The organism is Mycobacterium sp. IDUB_37, from assembly GCF_055419245.1.
In genome coordinates this window covers 1-16,019 of record NZ_JBVAXG010000013.1, presented here as the reverse complement: position 1 = coordinate 16,019, position 16,019 = coordinate 1, and the positions used below count along the sequence as shown (strand labels likewise).

12 protein-coding genes are annotated in these 16,019 nt (G+C 65.0%); 10 read left to right on the top strand and 2 right to left on the bottom strand.

What is annotated here, in order from left to right; all coding sequences use genetic code 11:
- The first annotated feature begins 97 nt into the window (after positions 1-97).
- Together ACZY1I_RS29040 and ACZY1I_RS29035 are read left to right on the top strand one after the other, a co-directional pair.
- Positions 98-2,221 (top strand): PE domain-containing protein, encoded by a 2,124-nt coding sequence (locus tag ACZY1I_RS29040; RefSeq protein WP_463760804.1) that lies wholly within the window; start codon positions 98-100, stop codon positions 2,219-2,221.
- Positions 2,222-2,288: 67 nt separating this feature from the next.
- Complete coding sequence (locus ACZY1I_RS29035) at positions 2,289-2,795, top strand: SixA phosphatase family protein (protein ID WP_463760800.1); 507 nt, start codon at positions 2,289-2,291, stop codon at positions 2,793-2,795.
- Between the two features lie 22 nt (positions 2,796-2,817).
- On the opposite strand, the gene ACZY1I_RS29030 is transcribed toward ACZY1I_RS29035, so the two are convergent.
- Together ACZY1I_RS29030 and ACZY1I_RS29025 are read right to left on the bottom strand one after the other, a co-directional pair.
- A complete protein-coding gene (locus ACZY1I_RS29030; protein ID WP_463761008.1) occupies positions 2,818-3,381 on the bottom strand; it encodes a DUF3558 domain-containing protein in 564 nt (187 codons plus the stop codon).
- Positions 3,382-3,389: 8 nt separating this feature from the next.
- On the bottom strand, positions 3,390-3,962 hold the full coding sequence (locus ACZY1I_RS29025; protein ID WP_463760798.1) for a DUF3558 domain-containing protein: 573 nt from the start codon (positions 3,960-3,962) through the stop codon (positions 3,390-3,392).
- A 198-nt stretch (positions 3,963-4,160) separates the two neighbouring features.
- Between ACZY1I_RS29025 and ACZY1I_RS29020 the strand changes: the two genes are divergently transcribed.
- From ACZY1I_RS29020 to ACZY1I_RS28985, 8 genes are all read left to right on the top strand, one after another.
- Positions 4,161-5,909 carry an ABC transporter ATP-binding protein gene (locus tag ACZY1I_RS29020; protein WP_463760794.1) on the top strand — a complete coding sequence of 583 codons (1,749 nt, stop codon included), beginning with the start codon at positions 4,161-4,163 and terminating at the stop codon, positions 5,907-5,909.
- Complete coding sequence (locus ACZY1I_RS29015; protein WP_463760792.1) at positions 5,906-7,819, top strand: ABC transporter ATP-binding protein; 1,914 nt, start codon at positions 5,906-5,908, stop codon at positions 7,817-7,819. Before ACZY1I_RS29020 ends, ACZY1I_RS29015 begins: the two co-directional genes overlap by 4 nt.
- A gap of 203 nt (positions 7,820-8,022) precedes the next feature.
- On the top strand, positions 8,023-8,772 hold the full coding sequence (locus tag ACZY1I_RS29010; protein WP_463760790.1) for an LppX_LprAFG lipoprotein: 750 nt from the start codon (positions 8,023-8,025) through the stop codon (positions 8,770-8,772).
- A gap of 26 nt (positions 8,773-8,798) precedes the next feature.
- Complete coding sequence (locus tag ACZY1I_RS29005) at positions 8,799-9,170, top strand: DUF4189 domain-containing protein (RefSeq protein ID WP_463760787.1); 372 nt, start codon at positions 8,799-8,801, stop codon at positions 9,168-9,170.
- Between the two features lie 185 nt (positions 9,171-9,355).
- Positions 9,356-10,075: a C39 family peptidase gene (locus ACZY1I_RS29000; RefSeq protein ID WP_463760784.1), complete on the top strand. Its 720-nt coding sequence runs from the start codon at positions 9,356-9,358 to the stop codon at positions 10,073-10,075.
- 390 nt (positions 10,076-10,465) lie between these two features.
- Positions 10,466-11,626 (top strand): ATPase/transcriptional regulator EmbR, encoded by a 1,161-nt coding sequence (gene embR, locus ACZY1I_RS28995; protein ID WP_463760782.1) that lies wholly within the window; start codon positions 10,466-10,468, stop codon positions 11,624-11,626.
- 297 nt (positions 11,627-11,923) lie between these two features.
- Positions 11,924-13,753 (top strand): serine/threonine-protein kinase, encoded by a 1,830-nt coding sequence (locus tag ACZY1I_RS28990; RefSeq protein ID WP_463760779.1) that lies wholly within the window; start codon positions 11,924-11,926, stop codon positions 13,751-13,753.
- Between the two features lie 210 nt (positions 13,754-13,963).
- Positions 13,964-15,895 carry a serine/threonine-protein kinase gene (locus tag ACZY1I_RS28985; protein ID WP_463760776.1) on the top strand — a complete coding sequence of 644 codons (1,932 nt, stop codon included), beginning with the start codon at positions 13,964-13,966 and terminating at the stop codon, positions 15,893-15,895.
- Positions 15,896-16,019: the final 124 nt, after the last annotated feature.

Genomic DNA, 16,019 nt, shown 5'->3' with positions numbered 1-16,019 from the left:
TGGCTTCGGAATGTGAACTCAGGGCGACGAAATCATGCAATTATGAGCAGCGCCACATTTGCCAAGGACAAAGACGTTACCGGGTGGAGGACCAACCATGTCGTACGTAATCGCCGCACCAAACCTGTTAGCCACGGCCGCGGCAGAAGCGTCAGGGATCGGCTCCTCGCTGTGGGCGGCTAACCTGGCAGCGTTTGCTCCGACCAGCACATTGGTGTCCGCCGCTGCCGACGAAGTATCGACGGCGATCGCTTCGCTGTTCTCGGGGCACGCTGAGGCGTATCAGGCGGTCAGTGCGCAGGCGGAAGCGTTCCATGAGCAATTTGTGTTGACGTTGAGCGGGGCCGGCAGCGCGTACGCCGCCGCGGAGGCGACAAGTGTCCCCTCGTTGCAGGGCGTGCTCGACGGCTTTCTGGGTGTGATCAATGCACCCACAAACCTGCTGCTGGGCCGTCCGCTGATCGGCGACGGGGCCAATGGCGTCGACGGCACCGGGCAAAGGGGTGGAGACGGCGGGATTCTGTACGGCAATGGCGGCGCCGGCGGGATGGGTACGCCAGGTCAAGCCGGAGGACGTGGCGGCAATGCCGGATTCTTCGGTAATGGTGGCCTCGGTGGCCACGGCGGTCTTCGAGGCGGCGCCGGCGGCAGCGGCGGCACGGGCGGCTTGTTCTTCGGCAACGGCGGCGCCGGCGGCACCGGAGGACTCGGCGGCAACCTGTACGGCGGCGGAACCATCGCGGGCGGGGCCGGTGGCCTCGGCGGCACTCCGTTCTTGCTCGGCACCCCGGGCGCTAATGGCGCAACCGGAAATTTCTTGCCAGTGATGTTCGCGACTCAACAACAGGCCGCCGCCTACGCCTTGGGTACACCAGACGCGAACTTCCTGCTGATCGGCACCGACGGCACCAACCTGAGCAGAATCCTGGCCGACCCCGCCGGCACACCGAACTTCCACCTATTCATGACGCAAAGCACCACCTCCGCCTCGACGATCGTCGGGCACACCTCGGTCTCCAACCCCTCATGGACCACCATGCAAACGGGTGTGTGGAGCGAGACCGCCGGCGTGACCAACAACGTCTTCACCCCGTGGACGTACGACAACTGGCCGACTGTGTACAACCAGCTCGAGGGCGCCTATGGCGACCAGATCAACACGACGGTCATCGCCAACTGGCCCGTCATCACCGATATCGCCGGCGCCGGCGCGCACCATGCGGACAACATCATCTTCATCGGGCATGACGCCGCCACTGACCCCTACTGGGCAGCGTCGCAAAACCTGGTCGGCACAACGACGCAAACGGCTATTGCGAACGCAGACCCGACCAAAGGCAATCTGATCTTCTCGTATTTCGTTGGCGTCGACGAAATGGGGCATGCCTACGGTGGCGGTTCCCCGGAATACGCCGCGGCCCTGCGCAATATGGACGCCAACCTCGGCCACTACGGCGATGGCATGAACCCCAATACTGGTACTGGCGTTCTGGGAGCGGTATCCAACTGGGAACTGGCAAACCCTGGCAAGGAATTCAACACGCTGATAGTCACCGACCACGGTCACATCAATGAAAACCAGTTCAACCGGGGTCACGGCTTCCAAACACCGCTGGAGACGGCGACGTTCCTCATGTGGGATCAGGCCGGCAACAATGTCCACGACGGGTGGATCAACAACTCGTGGCAGATCGTCAGTACGACGCCGACGATTCTGGACGCATTCCACCTTCCGACGCCGGCCTACATGCAAGGTGCGCCCCTGACGTCTCCGGTGTTCGACGGCACCTACGTCAACCCCGGTGCCAATCTCTACAGCGCGGTCGCCGCCGACTTCGCTGCACAGGGTTTCCCCGACATTCCGGTCAACGTGGCCCTGCAGGTGCGCACGGTAGCGGCTTCGATTCCCTACTTTGTCTTCGACCCGATACAGAGCGTCGTCGATGCGGTGCCAGGCGTCTTGCAGGTACCGGTCTCATACGTCGGCGCCGCCGTTTACCAGTCGCTGAATATCCCTGCGCAGATCATCGTCCGGATGACCGGCGTGACCGGGAACCAGATTCTTCCGCCGATATTCAACCCGTTCCTGCCCGCGGGCAGCCCGTTCGGGGCTGAGGCTGTCCAATTCCCAACCGCGCCAGTCTTATTCCCGGCGGTGGCCAACTTCGAAGACGGCATCGACCGCCTCGGCGACTTGCTGGGCCTGAGACAGGCCGCCTGACAAACCTGATCCATGAGAGGGACGCACCCGTGGCGGCGCCGATTCCGGGGTGGCTAACGTGTGTCGGATGGAACAGCGACACCGCACTCTTGTGCTGATGCGGCACGGCAAGTCCGCGTACCCGAGTGGGGTGGCCGACCACGATCGGCCGCTGGCGTCGCGCGGTCGCCGAGAAGCCGGCCTGGCCGGCGACTGGCTGCACAACAATGTGCCGGCGGTCGACGCGGTGCTGTGCTCGACCGCGACCCGCACCCGAGAGACCCTGGCGTGCACCGAGATCGACGCGCCGGTGCGCTACGTCGCGCGGCTGTACGGGGCAGCTCCCGGAGCGGTGCTCGAGGAGATCAATAAGGTCGACGACGAGGTCAGCACAGTGCTGGTGATCGGGCACGAACCGACGACGTCCTCGCTGGCTCTGATACTCGCGGACCCGGATGACAGCAATATTGATGCGGCGCAGAGGATCTCCGACAAATACCCCACCTCGGCGATCGCCGTGCTGCAGGTTCCTGGCAGCTGGGCTGAGTTGGAACCCGGCCGTGCGCGACTGGCGGAGTTCCACGTCCCGCGTTAGCGATCAGGCTAGATGGCCGCGACTACGCGTTCGTCGCGAGCGTCAGCTCCATCAGCTTGATCGCCTGACTGCATGCATCGATCCCGGGTGCCTGGGGGTTGACCCACCAGCCGACCACTCCGGCCGCGTCGCTGGCTACACCGCACGCGCCATTGGGATCGTTGGGTCGCATCACGATCGAGTCGATGCCCTGGATCGAGCGGGTCTCGACCTGATACTTCAGATTCTCGGCAACCTTGCGCTCGTTGCTCAAACTGCCCTGTTCGAACCAGAACCGGGTGATGTCGATCAACCCGGCCGGGTTGGCTGCCTGCCACCGGCAGATCGCGCCGACGAAGGTGCTCTGAATGTCCAGCGGGTCAGCACCTACCGTCTTGGCCAAGATGTCGGTGGTCAGCACCTCGCACTCTTTGAGCAGGTTCGGGTACTGCCGCTGGGAGTTGTCGTTGCGCGGGACACCGGCCCCACCGGCCCGGACCGGCGTGCCGGCAACCGACTTCGAACACCCGGTCAACATCACCAGCACGGCGAGTAACGCCGCAGCGACGGTCAAAACGCTTCTGCCGCGCCTGCTTTCACGACGCATCCCAATGCTCATTTCGAGTTCGCAATCGACTGCCGGGTCAGTTCCTTGGCGATGTCGCACGCCGATGGGAAGGGCTTCTGACTGAAGCTCACCGACCACTCGATGAAGTCATCCTGAAACTGAATTCCGACCTCGCACAGCGAGTCGCCCAGGCTGGGCTCGTTGCCGACGGCGATGAAACCGCCGTGGCCGTTGATGTTGATGTCCTCGACACTCGCACGCGACAGTTCCTCGGTCTTGCGTTCCCGCCCGATCGGGCTGCCGCGGTACCAAGAGAAGGAGAAGTGCGGACCAGAGATACCTCCGCCGGCCAGCCACTGGCAGCCCACAGAATTCTTGGCGGTGTTGATAAGCCCTGAGACCTTGGTCAGCCCCGTCACCGTCTCGTCGCTGACGCCGCCGCATTGCGGAAAGAACGGGCCGTGCTTGCCCTCCGCGTTGCCCGCGCTCGACGGGACGGTCCCACCGCCGGAGTTGTTGTCGCCCGAACCGCCGCAGCCGGCGAGCCCAAAGACCAGAGCCATCAAAGCCAATACCGCCGAGGCTCGCGTCAAGACCCGCACAGCCGAATTACGCCGCACTACTACCTGCCCATTTCTGAGGCTGCTGCCGCTCCACACGATGCACTGTAGCCGTCGCCCCGCACGTCAACCACCGACACGCCACCTGATCAGGCATTTCATCCCCCTGATCAGGCACGGCCTAGGTGCCGACCTGCTCGTTGGTGGTGCGCCTCATGTCGATCCGGTGTGGCCGATCTGATGTGCGACAGTAACCCAATGCTCCTGGCACTGCTGCGCCAGTACATCCGGCCGTACCGCCGACTGGTCACGGTGCTGATGGTGCTGCAGTCGGTCAGCACCCTGGCGTCGCTCTACCTACCCACGGTCAATGCGGCGATCATCGACGACGGTGTTTCAACGGGCAACACGGCGACCATCGTCAGGCTGGGCCTGGTCATGCTGGCGGTCACCGGCTTACAAGTGTTGTGCGCAGTCGGGGCGACCTACCTGGGCTCGCGGACCGGGACCGGTTTCGGCCGCGACCTGCGCGCAGCGATGTTCGACCATGTCATCACGTTCTCCGAGCAGGAAACGGCGCGGTTCGGCGCCGCGACGTTGCTCACGCGCAGCACCAACGACGTGCGTCAGATCGTGTTCCTGGTGCAAACGACAGCCACCGTCCTGGTCACAGCGCCGATCATGTGCGTCGGCGGTGTCATCATGGCCATCCATCAGGAGGCCGCGCTGACCTGGCTCCTGCTGGTCAGCGTCCCGGTGATGGCGTTGGCCAATTACTGGATCGTCTCGCACATGCTGCCGCTGTTCCGCAGCATGCAGCGCCTAATCGACGGCATCAACCGGGTGCTGCGCGACCAACTCTCCGGCGTGCGGGTGGTCCGGGCATTCACCCGCGAACGCTTTGAGCAGGACAGATTCGCCAAGGCCAACATGGCCCTGTCGGATGCCGCACTGGGCGCGGGAAACTGGCAGGCCCTGATGCTGCCGGCGACCACGTTGACCATCAACCTGTCGAGTGTCGCTCTGATCTGGTACGGCGGTGTCCGCATCGATGACGGCCAGATGCAGGTGGGTTCGCTGATCGCCTTCCTGTCCTATTTCGCCCAGATTCTGATGGCGGTGTTGATGGCGACGATGACGCTCGTCGTCCTGCCACGGGCGTCGGTGTGCGCCGAGCGCATCACCGAGGTGCTCTCGACCCGCACTGCCATCGACAGCCCACCGCAGCCCCAGTTTCCGCCGCAGGGCATCACCGGCATCGTCCGCCTCAACGGCGTGGAATTCACCTATCCGGGAGCTGATTGTCCCGTCCTGCAGGACATTTCGTTGACGGCCCTGCCTGGCACCACCACCGCGATCGTCGGTAGTACCGGCTCGGGCAAGTCAACGCTGGTGTCATTGATCTGCCGCTTGTACGACGTCACGGGCGGCACCGTCATCGTCGATGGCGTCGACGTCCGCGACTATCACACCGAACGACTGTGGTCGGCGGTCGGTCTGGTACCCCAGCGCGGCTATCTCTTCACCGGTACCGTCGCCGACAACTTGCGCTACGGCGCGTGCCCAGGGCAGACAGTGACAGATGAAGAAATGTGGGAAGCGCTTCGCGTCGCCGCTGCCGAGGACTTCGTACGACCACACGGGCTGCAGATGCGCGTCGCCCAAGGTGGGATCAATTTCTCCGGTGGCCAGCGGCAACGACTGGCGATCGCGCGAGCGGTCATCCGCCGGCCGGCCATTTATCTGTTCGACGACGCGTTCTCCGCGCTCGACGTGCACACCGAGGTACGGGTGCGCCGCGCACTGCGCGAGTCGGCCGGTGAATCCACTATTATTGTTGTGACACAAAGGATTTCGACTGCATCACAAGCCGACGAGGTGATCGTCGTCGACAACGGGCGAATCGTCGGTGTCGGCAGCCACGCTTTCCTTTTGGTCGACTGCCCCACCTATGCCGAGTTCGCCGCGTCCCAATCGGTGAGCGCCGGAGTCGGGGGTGCCCAATGAGCGCACCGATGGGCGCCCGGCCACGCGGCGCGGCGATCGCGCCACCCAACATGCGGTCGCGCGACTTCTGGGGATCGGCGCGTCGTCTGGTGCGACGACTGGCGCCGCACCGGGGACTGGCCGTTGCCGTCATCTCACTGGGCATCGTCGGCACCAGTGTCGGGGTCGCCGTGCCGCGGATCCTCGGGCACGCAACCGATCTGCTGTTCAACGGCGTGATCGGACGACGGTTGCCGGCGGGCATCACCAAGGCACAGGCCGTCGCGGCAGCCCGCGCCCGTGGCGACACCGCGTTCGCCGACCTGCTGTCAGGAACCAACGTGGTGCCGGGACAGGGAGTGGACTTCGGCGCCGTGGCGCGCACGTTGACGCTCGCCTTCGCCTTGTATCTGGTTGCCGCCCTGCTTCTTTGGGGTCAAGCACGGCTGCTCAACAAGACCGTGCAGAAGACCATCACCAAGCTGCGCTCCGATGTCGAGGACAAACTGCACCGGCTTCCGCTGCGCTACTTCGATCGGCACCAGCGCGGCGAACTGCTCAGCCGCGTCACCAACGACATCGACAACATGCAGTCATCGCTGTCCATGACCATCAGCCAGTTGGTGACGGCGGTGCTGACGGTGATCACCGTGCTGGCCATGATGTTGTGGATCTCGCTGCCATTGGCACTCATCACGGTGCTGACCGTGCCGCTGTCGCTGCTGGCGACCCGGGCGATCACCCGGCGCTCCAAACGGTTGTTCATGGCGCACTGGACCAGCACCGGGCGGCTCAACGCCCACATCGAAGAGACCTACAGCGGCTTCACGGTGGTCAAGACATTCGGCCACCAGGCGGCCGCACGAGAGCAGTTCCACCAGCTCAATGACGACGTCTATCAAGCCAGCTTCGGCGCCCAGTTCTTCTCCGGCCTGGTGGGTCCGGCGACCGGATTCATCGGCAACCTCGGCTACGTTGCGGTTGCCGTGGTCGGCGGTCTGCAGATAGCCGCCGGGCAGATCACGCTCGGCAGCATCCAGGCGTTCATCCAATACGTCCGTCAGTTCAACACCCCGGTGGGCCAGGTGGCCGGGATGTACAACACTCTGCAGTCCGGAGTTGCCAGCGCCGAGCGGGTGTTCGATCTGCTCGACGAACCAGAGGAGTCCCCCAACCCCGCACCGGCCCCGGCCCGCCCGGCTGATCCCGACCGACCCGGACGGGTCGAGTTCGAGCACGTCAGCTTCGGCTACCACCCGGGTCACCCGGTGATTCATGACCTCTCGCTGGTGGCCGAGCCCGGCAGCACGGTGGCGATCGTGGGGCCGACCGGTGCCGGCAAGACCACCCTGGTGAACCTGCTGATGCGGTTTTACGACGTCGACATGGGCCGCATCCTGATCGACGGGGCAGACATCGCCACGTTGGACCGGCAGGCGTTACGTTCGCGCATCGGCATGGTGCTGCAGGACACCTGGCTGTTCGACGGCACCATCGAAGAGAACATCGCCTACGGACGGCCCGAGGCGAGCCCGGCAGAAATCGTGGCGGCCGCGAAGGCTGCCTACGTCGACCGATTCGTGCACACGCTGCCCGCCGGCTATCAGACCCCGATCAGCGGCGACGGCGGCAAAGTCAGCGTCGGCGAGAAACAGCTGATTACGATTGCCCGCGCCTTCCTTGCCCGCCCACAGCTGTTGATCCTGGACGAGGCGACCAGTTCGGTGGATACCCGCACCGAGCTACTCATTGCGCGAGCGACCCGCGAGCTGCGCCGTGATCGAACGAGTTTCATTATCGCGCACCGACTTTCAACAATCCGGGATGCTGATCGCATCGTAGTCGTCGAGGACGGCAGGATCGTCGAACAAGGCAGCCACGCAGAACTGCTGGCCCGTCGCGGCGCGTACTACGAGATGACTCGGGCGTGACATCGCCCTGGCCCGTCAGGTCTGGACCGCACATTGCATTCTCAAATAATTCTCACATGATCGGCGCGCCAAAACATCTTGCGAAACAAGCGGATTGGGCCTGGCCAACCCCCCTGCTCACTATGCTCGGGGGCGGCTGTTGACTGTCCTACACGGCGGTGGCTATGCAGGACACAGCTGTGGGCCAACATTAGGAGATGTCGATGAAGCCTCTGCCTCGCGCCTGCCCGCGGCAATTTGCCGCGATCGCGGCTGTCGGGCTCGCGGTCGTGCTCGCGGTCGGCGGGTGCGGCGCTCGCGGGTCCGACGGCGCTAGGGCACCCGGGAGTTCCGCCGCCGCCACCAACGGCGAGGCGGCAACGTTGCTCAAGCAGGCTGCCGAAGTCATGCGCAAAGTAACCGGCCTGCATTTGAATGTCGCGGTGCAAGGTGACGTGCCGAACATGCGAGTGACCAAACTCGAGGGCGATATCTCCAACAACCCGCAGACGGTCGCCACCGGCGTCGCGATGGTCCTGGTCGGCAGCAACAGCGAGGAAGCGAAGTTCGTCTTCGTCGACGGTCATCTCTACGCCGATCTGGGACAACCCGGCGCATTCACCGATTTCGGCAGCGGTGCCTCGATTTACAACGTGTCAGTGGTGCTGGATTCCGATAAAGGCCTGGCCAACCTGTTGACCAATCTCAAGAACGGTGCGGTGGCCGGCTCTGCGCAGATCAACGGCGTCGCTACCACCAAGATCACCGGAAACTCGTCTGCCAGCGACATTGCGACGCTGGCCGGCACCCGCGTCACCGATGAGAGCATCTCGACAGTGCCGACGACCGTCTGGACGGCCTCGGACGGGTCTTCGCACCTGGTTCAGATCCAGATCGCGCCCACCCCAAACACTTCGGTGACGCTGACCATGTCCGACTGGGGCAAGCAAGTCACCGCGACCAAGCCCGTCTAGCGCCGGCCATCGAAAGGAACTCCCCCATGACGACGATGACCACCCGCCTGCGGCGGTTCGCGGTCGCTGTCGCCCGCGTGGCTACCGCCGCCGCAGTGACAGTCGCGCTGGCTCCCAACGCAGCGGCCGCCGATTCCTATGGTGCGATTGCCTACTCCTCCACCGGTTCGTGGGGCAGGTCGCATGCCTACCCGACGAAGGCGGCCGCCGAGGCCACCGCCATAAAGTCCTGCGGCCTTTCCGACTGCAAGGTGCTGACCACCTTCACCGCATGCGGCGCCGTCGCGGCCAAGGACAAGGAATACAAGGGTGGCGTCGGCCCCGACCTGAGCGCTGCGATGAAGGACGCTTTGAGCAAGCTCAGCGGAGGTTACATCGACACCTGGGCCTGCAACTGAGCCGATCGGCCTGATCCGATCGCAGCCAAAATATCGCCTTGAGCTCGGGTTTTGTCGCGTCAATAAGGCGAGTCTGATCACTCCAAGGATTCATACAGATAACAAAAAGGCCACCATCGGAATCTTGTCTCAACAAGCCAACCGCATCCAGCGGATGCAGAGCCAAACGAGACAAGGACCCGACCATGAAGACCTTCAAATTCGCCCAGATCGCCAAGACCGCCCTCTTCGCCACCGCCGCTACGGCGGCATCAGCCGCCATAGGGTTGAGCTTGGCCAGCCCGGCCGAGGCCGGCACGGGCTCCATGTACGGCGACCCGACCGCAGCGGCCAAGTACTGGGTCCACCAGAAATACGACGACTGCGCCATCATGTCCAGCGCCGACGTGGTGGGCCAGATCACCGGCAAATCCCCCTCCGAGCGGTCCATCATCAAGGTCGCCCAGAACACCCCCAGCGTCGTGCACCCGGGTTCGATCTACCTCAAGCCCACTGACAAGAGCGACCCGAACTCGGGCATGGGCACCAACCCGGGCGACCTGCCGACCTTGTTGGCGCACTACGGAATTCACGCGACCAGCTTCGACGCCGACACAGCAGGCAAGGCCGGAAAGGCCGCCAGCATGGAGGGCCTCGAGCAGTACCTCGGCAGCGGCCACGCCGTCATCGTCGGACTCAACGCCGAGATGATCTGGAACCAGCCCGTCGAGAACGGCAGTGACGGCAAGCCGCACGCCGACCACGCGGTGGTGGTGACCGGGGTCGACACCGCCAAGGGCATCGTGCACCTCAACGACAGCGGCAGCCCCAACGGTCGCGACGAGCAGATCCCGATGGCCGTCTTCGTCAAGGCCTGGGCCACCGGCCACAACTTCATGACCGTCACCCAAGAGACCCACAAGTGATCTAGCGCCACCACCAAAGGCGGGCAGCCATCCGGACCACCGGGTGGCTGCCCGTTCCCATTTATCTCTATGCGCACTAACGCAATTCGTGTAGCAGATTTCTCAGGTGGTCACCGGCGCCACCGACCGACGACACGGATTCGCCGCAAAGCCAACACAATTCGCGAGGGTCGACACCGCGAGGACGCAGCACCCGCGACGTAAGCGATGCGGGTTGAGCGAACGTCCACGATCTAGACGCCGCAATGGCCCAGAATGGCAAAGACCGCACAGGACAGGACCCCCTAGTGACAAGATCCTCAAGGATCGCCGAAACTAGTGACGACACAATGACGAGGAATGGCGCCGCACTGGCGCATCCGCAACTAAGCAGGCATCGGAAGATCCGGAATGGCTGGTAGCGCGATGGAGGACAAACACCTCGAGTTCGGTGTGCTCGGACCGCTTGAGATGAACATCGACGGCGCCATGGTGCCGTTGGGCACCCCCAAGCAGCGGGCGGTACTGGCCATGCTGGTCATCAACCGGAACCGGCCGGTCGGGGTGGACGCACTGATCACCGCCCTCTGGGAGGAGTGGCCGCCGTCAGGAGCGCGGGCGAGCATCCACTCCTACGTATCCAACCTGCGCAAGCTGGTCGGCGGCGCCGGGGCCGATCCCCGCGTGGTGTTGGCCGCAGCTCCTCCGGGCTACCGGCTGACCATCCCGGAGAACACCTGTGATCTGGGCCGCTTCATCGTCGAGAAGACAGCGGGGGTGCACGCCGCGGCAGCCGGCCGGTTCGAAGAAGCCAGCCGGCACTTGTCGGCGGCGCTGAACGAATGGCGCGGGCCGGTGCTCGACGACCTACGCGACTTTCAGTTCGTCGAGGCGTTCGCCACCGCCCTGGTCGAAGACAAGATCATCGCGCACACCGCGAAGGCCGAAGCCGAGATCGCATGCGGGCGGGCGTCGTCGGTGATCACCGAGCTCGAGTCGCTGACCGTCGAGCACCCCTACCGGGAGCCGTTATGGGCCCAGTTGATCACCGCCTACTACATCAGCGACCGTCAGTCGGATGCGCTGAACGCATTTCGCCGGGTGAAGGCAACGCTCGCCGACGATTTGGGCATCGACCCGGGCCCGACCCTACGCGCGCTGAACGAGCGGATCCTGCGCCAGGAGCCGATGGACGCCAAACAGAACGCCAAGGTCACCGCCGCCGGCACCATCACGGTGCTCGATCAGCGCACCATGGCCGCCAGCCAGAAAGTCGTCGCCTACCTGCACGACGTCGCGACGAGCATCGACTACCCGCTGCGCTCGGCGGCCACCCGGATCGGCCGTCTCAGCGACAACGACATCGTCCTGGACAGCGCGAATGTCAGCCGCCACCACGCGGTCATCATCGATACCGGCACCAACTACATCATCAACGACCTCAAGTCGTCGAACGGTGTACATGTGCGTCACCAGCGGATTCGCGCCGCGGCCACGATCAGCGACGGCGACAACATCCGGATCTGCGACCACGAATTCACCTTCCGGATCGCCTCGCACACACACGCCTGAGGCGACGCTCTCGCGATTGCGGCCGGTTGTGCAGTCGTGCAACGCTTTTGAGCTGGATTCGGCCACCGGAAGCGGCGTGGCCCGGGCTTGTCCGAGCAAACCGGTACGGTCAACTGCACAACGAGATGTCGTGGTGTTGCGTGACCGGGGTTTCGGAAGTTATCGGCAGTGTTATTGGCAGGGGCCTACCGGCCCGGTTACCGTCATGACTGCTTAACCCGGTGGTTGCGCTCAATGCGATATCCGGAGGCTGTTGATAAGGTCGGCGGGATTCGGGTCGGTTGAGGAGGAGCAACGATGAGCGAGGCACCAGACTCGCGGGTGGGGTCGATGTTCGGGCCGTACCACCTAAAGCGGTTGCTGGGCCGGGGCGGGATGGGCGAGGTCTACGAGGCCGAGCACACCGTCAAGGAGTGGACGGTTGCCGTCAAGCTGATGACCGCCGAGTTCAGCAAGGATGCGGTCTTCCGGGAGCGGATGAAGCGCGAAGCCCGCATCGCCGGACGCCTCCAAGAGCCCCACGTGGTGCCCATCCACGACTACGGCGAGATCGACGGGCAGATGTACCTCGAGATGCGCATGATCGAGGGCACCGACCTGGATAGCGTTCTCAAGCGTTTCGGACCGCTGACGCCGCCGCGCTCCGTCGCCATCATCAACCAGATCGCGTCGGCGCTGGACGCGGCCCACGCCGCGGGCGTCATGCACCGCGACGTCAAACCGCCGAACGTCCTGGTGACCCGCGAGGATTTCGCCTACCTGGTCGACTTCGGCATCGCCAGCGCCACCACCGACGAGAAGCTGACCCAGCTGGGTACCGCCGTCGGAACCTGGAAATACATGGCGCCAGAACGGTTCTCCAACGACGAGGTCACCTACCGCGCCGACATCTACGCGTTGGCCTGCGTGCTCTACGAGTGCCTGACGGGCGCTCCGCCATATCGCGCTGACAGCGCGACCACGCTGGTGACCGCACATTTGATGGACCCGATCCCGCAGGTAAGCGCGCAGCGCGCCGGCATCCCCAAGGGTTTTGACACCGTCATCGCACGCGGCATGGCCAAGAAGCCCGAGGACCGCTACGCCAGCGCCGGTGACTTCGCGCGCGCGGCGCACGACGCGCTCAGCGACCCCGACCAAGACCACTTCGAGGACATCCTGCGGCGCAGTCGGGAATCGACGCTGCCGGGCACCGCGGTTGCCCCGCAGCCGACGTTCCCCGTCGGCACCCAACCGCCAAACGCGCCGCCTCCGCAGTACTCTGCCCCGCCGTCGTACGGCGACCAGGTCGGCTCCGGGCCGATGCAGCGCCCGAATACACCGTCGTGGGCCCCGGCAAGCGGCCCGATTCCGGCCTCGGGCCAGCCCACGCAGGCACCGCAGTACCTGCAGAGCGGCAACTGGGGCGGTACGCCGCCCGGCGGCGTCCCACCCCAGCAGCCAGGCGGTCCGTCGCCCTGGAACCAGGGCGCCCAGTCTCCCAAGAAGCGCAATCCGTGGCCCATCGTGGCCGCCGCCGCGGCCGTCGTGGTCGTTCTAGTGATCGCCGCGGTCGGTATCTGGATTGCCACCAAGGGTGACGACACCCCGAAAGCGGGCAGCGACACCACCTCGTCGTCGCTGGCGTCGTCCACGACCTCGACGAAGCCCAACACCACGACCAAGGGTTCGCCGGCGACCACGACCCCGGCCGGCGACCCGCAGAGCAAGCTCCTGCAGATGCTGCCGGCCGGTTACCCCTCCGGAACGTGCACCGCAACCACGCCGAAACCGAACAGCGTGTGGACCGGCACCATCGCGATGGTCGACTGCGGGCAAAACACCAACCAAGGTGGACCGAGTCGCGCGATCTACGGCCTGTTTCCGAACGTCGCGGCGCTGAAGTCGGCCTTCAGTGACGACATCGCCGCGGTGGATCTGGCGAACTGCCCCGGCGAAGGCCCGTCCCCGGACGGCTGGCACTACGACAAGGACCCGACGGTGACCGCGGGCCAGATCGCTTGCGGCACCTATAAGGATCACCCCAACGTGATCTGGAGCAACGAGGGCAAGCTCATGCTCAGCGACGTGTTCGGGGACCCGGCCACTATCGACGACTTGCACAACTGGTGGGCCAAGTACGGCTGATCGAGCCCGACTCGCCGATTGCTGACCGGGCTGGCCCGTAGGTTTGCGCCCACTGGGTTGCGAGATCAAGCCTGCGATCAGCGGTTTGCGTAACGTCAACCTGAGACGGATTGACGACGCGATTTGCCGAATTCGGTGATTGCCGTAACCCACGGCGTGGCTGCGGTTGTTGATAATCTCGGCGAGATTGCGGTTGGTGGGAGGGCAACGATGGGCGAGGCGTCAGGCTCGCGTGCTGGGGAGATGTTTGGTCCCTATCACCTCATCCGGCCGCTGGGTCGAGGCGGGATGGGCGAGGTCTATCAGGCCGAGCACACCGTCAAGGGGTGGACAGTCGCGGTCAAACTGATGTCGGAGTCCGTCAGCAAGGATCCGGTGTTTCGCGAGCGGATGAAACGCGAGGCCCGGATCGCGGGCCGGTTGCAGGAACCGCACGTGGTGCCCATCCACGACTATGGCGAAATCGACGGACAGATGTACCTCGAGATGCGCCTCATCGAGGGCAGTGACCTCGACAACCTGCTCGCGACGTACGGTCCGCAGCCGCCGCCGCGGGCGGTGGCGATCATCGCTCAGATCGCCTCGGCGCTGGACGCCGCGCACACCGTCGGCGTGATGCATCGTGACGTCAAACCGCCGAACATCCTGGTCACCCATGACGACTTCGCCTATCTGGTCGACTTCGGCATTGCCAGCGCGAACTCCGACGAGAAGCTCACCCAGATGGGCACCGCCGTCGGCACCTGGAAATACATGGCACCGGAACGGTTCACCAACGACGAGGTGTCCTTTCGCGCCGACATCTATTCGCTGGCCTGCGTGCTCTACGAGAGCCTGACCGGCAGCGCGCCGTACCCGTCCGACAATGCCGGCGTCCTGATCAGCGCTCACATGATCAATCCGATCCCGCGACCCAGCGCGGCGGCGCCGGGGATACCGCGGGCTCTGGATGCGGTGATCGCCCGCGGCATGGCCAAGAAGCCGGCAGATCGCTATGCCAGCGCCGGCGAACTGGCGAAGGCAGCGCAGGCGGCGCTCAGCGACCCCGACCGCGACCATGTCGCCGACATCGTGCGTCGTAGCCAGGAACACCCGTTGCCGGCGCCGTTCGTCGAGCCGAAAACCATTGAGCACCGGGCGCCTTTGCAGCCGGGCGGTTCGCGGCAAACCGAACGTGAAGGCCCGGCCAATTACCACGCCCCGATGAGACCGGCGCCCGCGCGAACTCCGCAGCCGGGCCCGGCCCGGCCTGGGCCGGCCGGTTTTCAGACTTGGGCTCCGAACTCCGGCCCCGCCGGACCACCCAGCGGGCCCGTCGGACCGCCGAGCGGGCCCATCATGCCGCCCAGCGGACCTATCAGGCCACCCAGCGGACCAATCGCGCAGCCCAGTGGGCCCATGCCCGCACCCGGAGGACCACCGCCGGGCTGGGGCGGCGGTGGTCCGGGGTTCGGTCCGCCGGGAGCGCCGCAACCGTTGCCCGCACCGATGCCGTGGAATCAACCGCCCCCGCGCCGCAACAACTGGGCCGTCATCGCCGGCGCGGCCGCGCTGGTCCTGGTCCTGTTGCTGGGTGGCATCGGTATCTGGGCAGCCACCAGGGACGACGACAACACGCACGCTGACGGGCCGACCACCACAACCCGAACAACGACCAGGACCACAACGCCCACCACCACTCGGACGACCGTGCCGACGACCACCGCCGCGCCGGGTGCGCTGACGAAGCTGATGGGACTGCTGCCCCCGGGCTACCCCGCGAGTTCGTGCAAACAGGACGGCAAGCCCATGGCGGGCGCCCTGGTCTCAGTGACCTGCGGGCAGAACACCGACGCCAACGGCCCCAAGGTGTCGGCTTTCGGGCTGTTCCCCGACTTGGCCTCGGTGAAGAAGGCGTTCAGCGGATTCCTGACTACCTTCACCATTCAGAACTGCCCGGGGAACAGGTCATCACCGGCCACGTGGTGGCACACCCAGGACCCGAATACCATCCTGGGTCAACTCGCGTGCGGCGTCTATAAAGGCACCGACCCGCAGGTGATGTGGACCAACGAGCAGACCCTGGTTTATGCGATCGTCGGCGGGAAGGCGCAGAGCCCGACCCTCGATCAGCTCTACAAGTGGTGGGCTTCGCACTCGTAACCCGGGACAGCTTGGTTGGCGTGCCGGAGGCACCGGACGGAAGACATGGATGAAAGACACTGTGGGAACGCCCGATTCTGAGCCGCCGCGGTTGGAGTTGCGTAGTGATGGGCGGGTGTGGCGT

What these genes read in the sequence shown, in the direction of transcription:
- ACZY1I_RS29040 (WP_463760804.1), top strand. Translation starts at nt 98, where the DNA reads ATGTCGTACGTAATCGCCGCACCAAACCTGTTAGCCACGGCCGCGGCA.
- ACZY1I_RS29035 (WP_463760800.1), top strand. Translation starts at nt 2,289, where the DNA reads ATGGAACAGCGACACCGCACTCTTGTGCTGATGCGGCACGGCAAGTCC.
- ACZY1I_RS29030 (WP_463761008.1), bottom strand. Translation starts at nt 3,381, where the DNA reads ATGCGTCGTGAAAGCAGGCGCGGCAGAAGCGTTTTGACCGTCGCTGCG.
- ACZY1I_RS29020 (WP_463760794.1), top strand. Translation starts at nt 4,161, where the DNA reads ATGCTCCTGGCACTGCTGCGCCAGTACATCCGGCCGTACCGCCGACTG.
- ACZY1I_RS29015 (WP_463760792.1), top strand. Translation starts at nt 5,906, where the DNA reads ATGAGCGCACCGATGGGCGCCCGGCCACGCGGCGCGGCGATCGCGCCA.
- ACZY1I_RS29010 (WP_463760790.1), top strand. Translation starts at nt 8,023, where the DNA reads ATGAAGCCTCTGCCTCGCGCCTGCCCGCGGCAATTTGCCGCGATCGCG.
- ACZY1I_RS29005 (WP_463760787.1), top strand. Translation starts at nt 8,799, where the DNA reads ATGACGACGATGACCACCCGCCTGCGGCGGTTCGCGGTCGCTGTCGCC.
- ACZY1I_RS29000 (WP_463760784.1), top strand. Translation starts at nt 9,356, where the DNA reads ATGAAGACCTTCAAATTCGCCCAGATCGCCAAGACCGCCCTCTTCGCC.
- embR (WP_463760782.1), top strand. Translation starts at nt 10,466, where the DNA reads ATGGCTGGTAGCGCGATGGAGGACAAACACCTCGAGTTCGGTGTGCTC.
- ACZY1I_RS28990 (WP_463760779.1), top strand. Translation starts at nt 11,924, where the DNA reads ATGAGCGAGGCACCAGACTCGCGGGTGGGGTCGATGTTCGGGCCGTAC.
- ACZY1I_RS28985 (WP_463760776.1), top strand. Translation starts at nt 13,964, where the DNA reads ATGGGCGAGGCGTCAGGCTCGCGTGCTGGGGAGATGTTTGGTCCCTAT.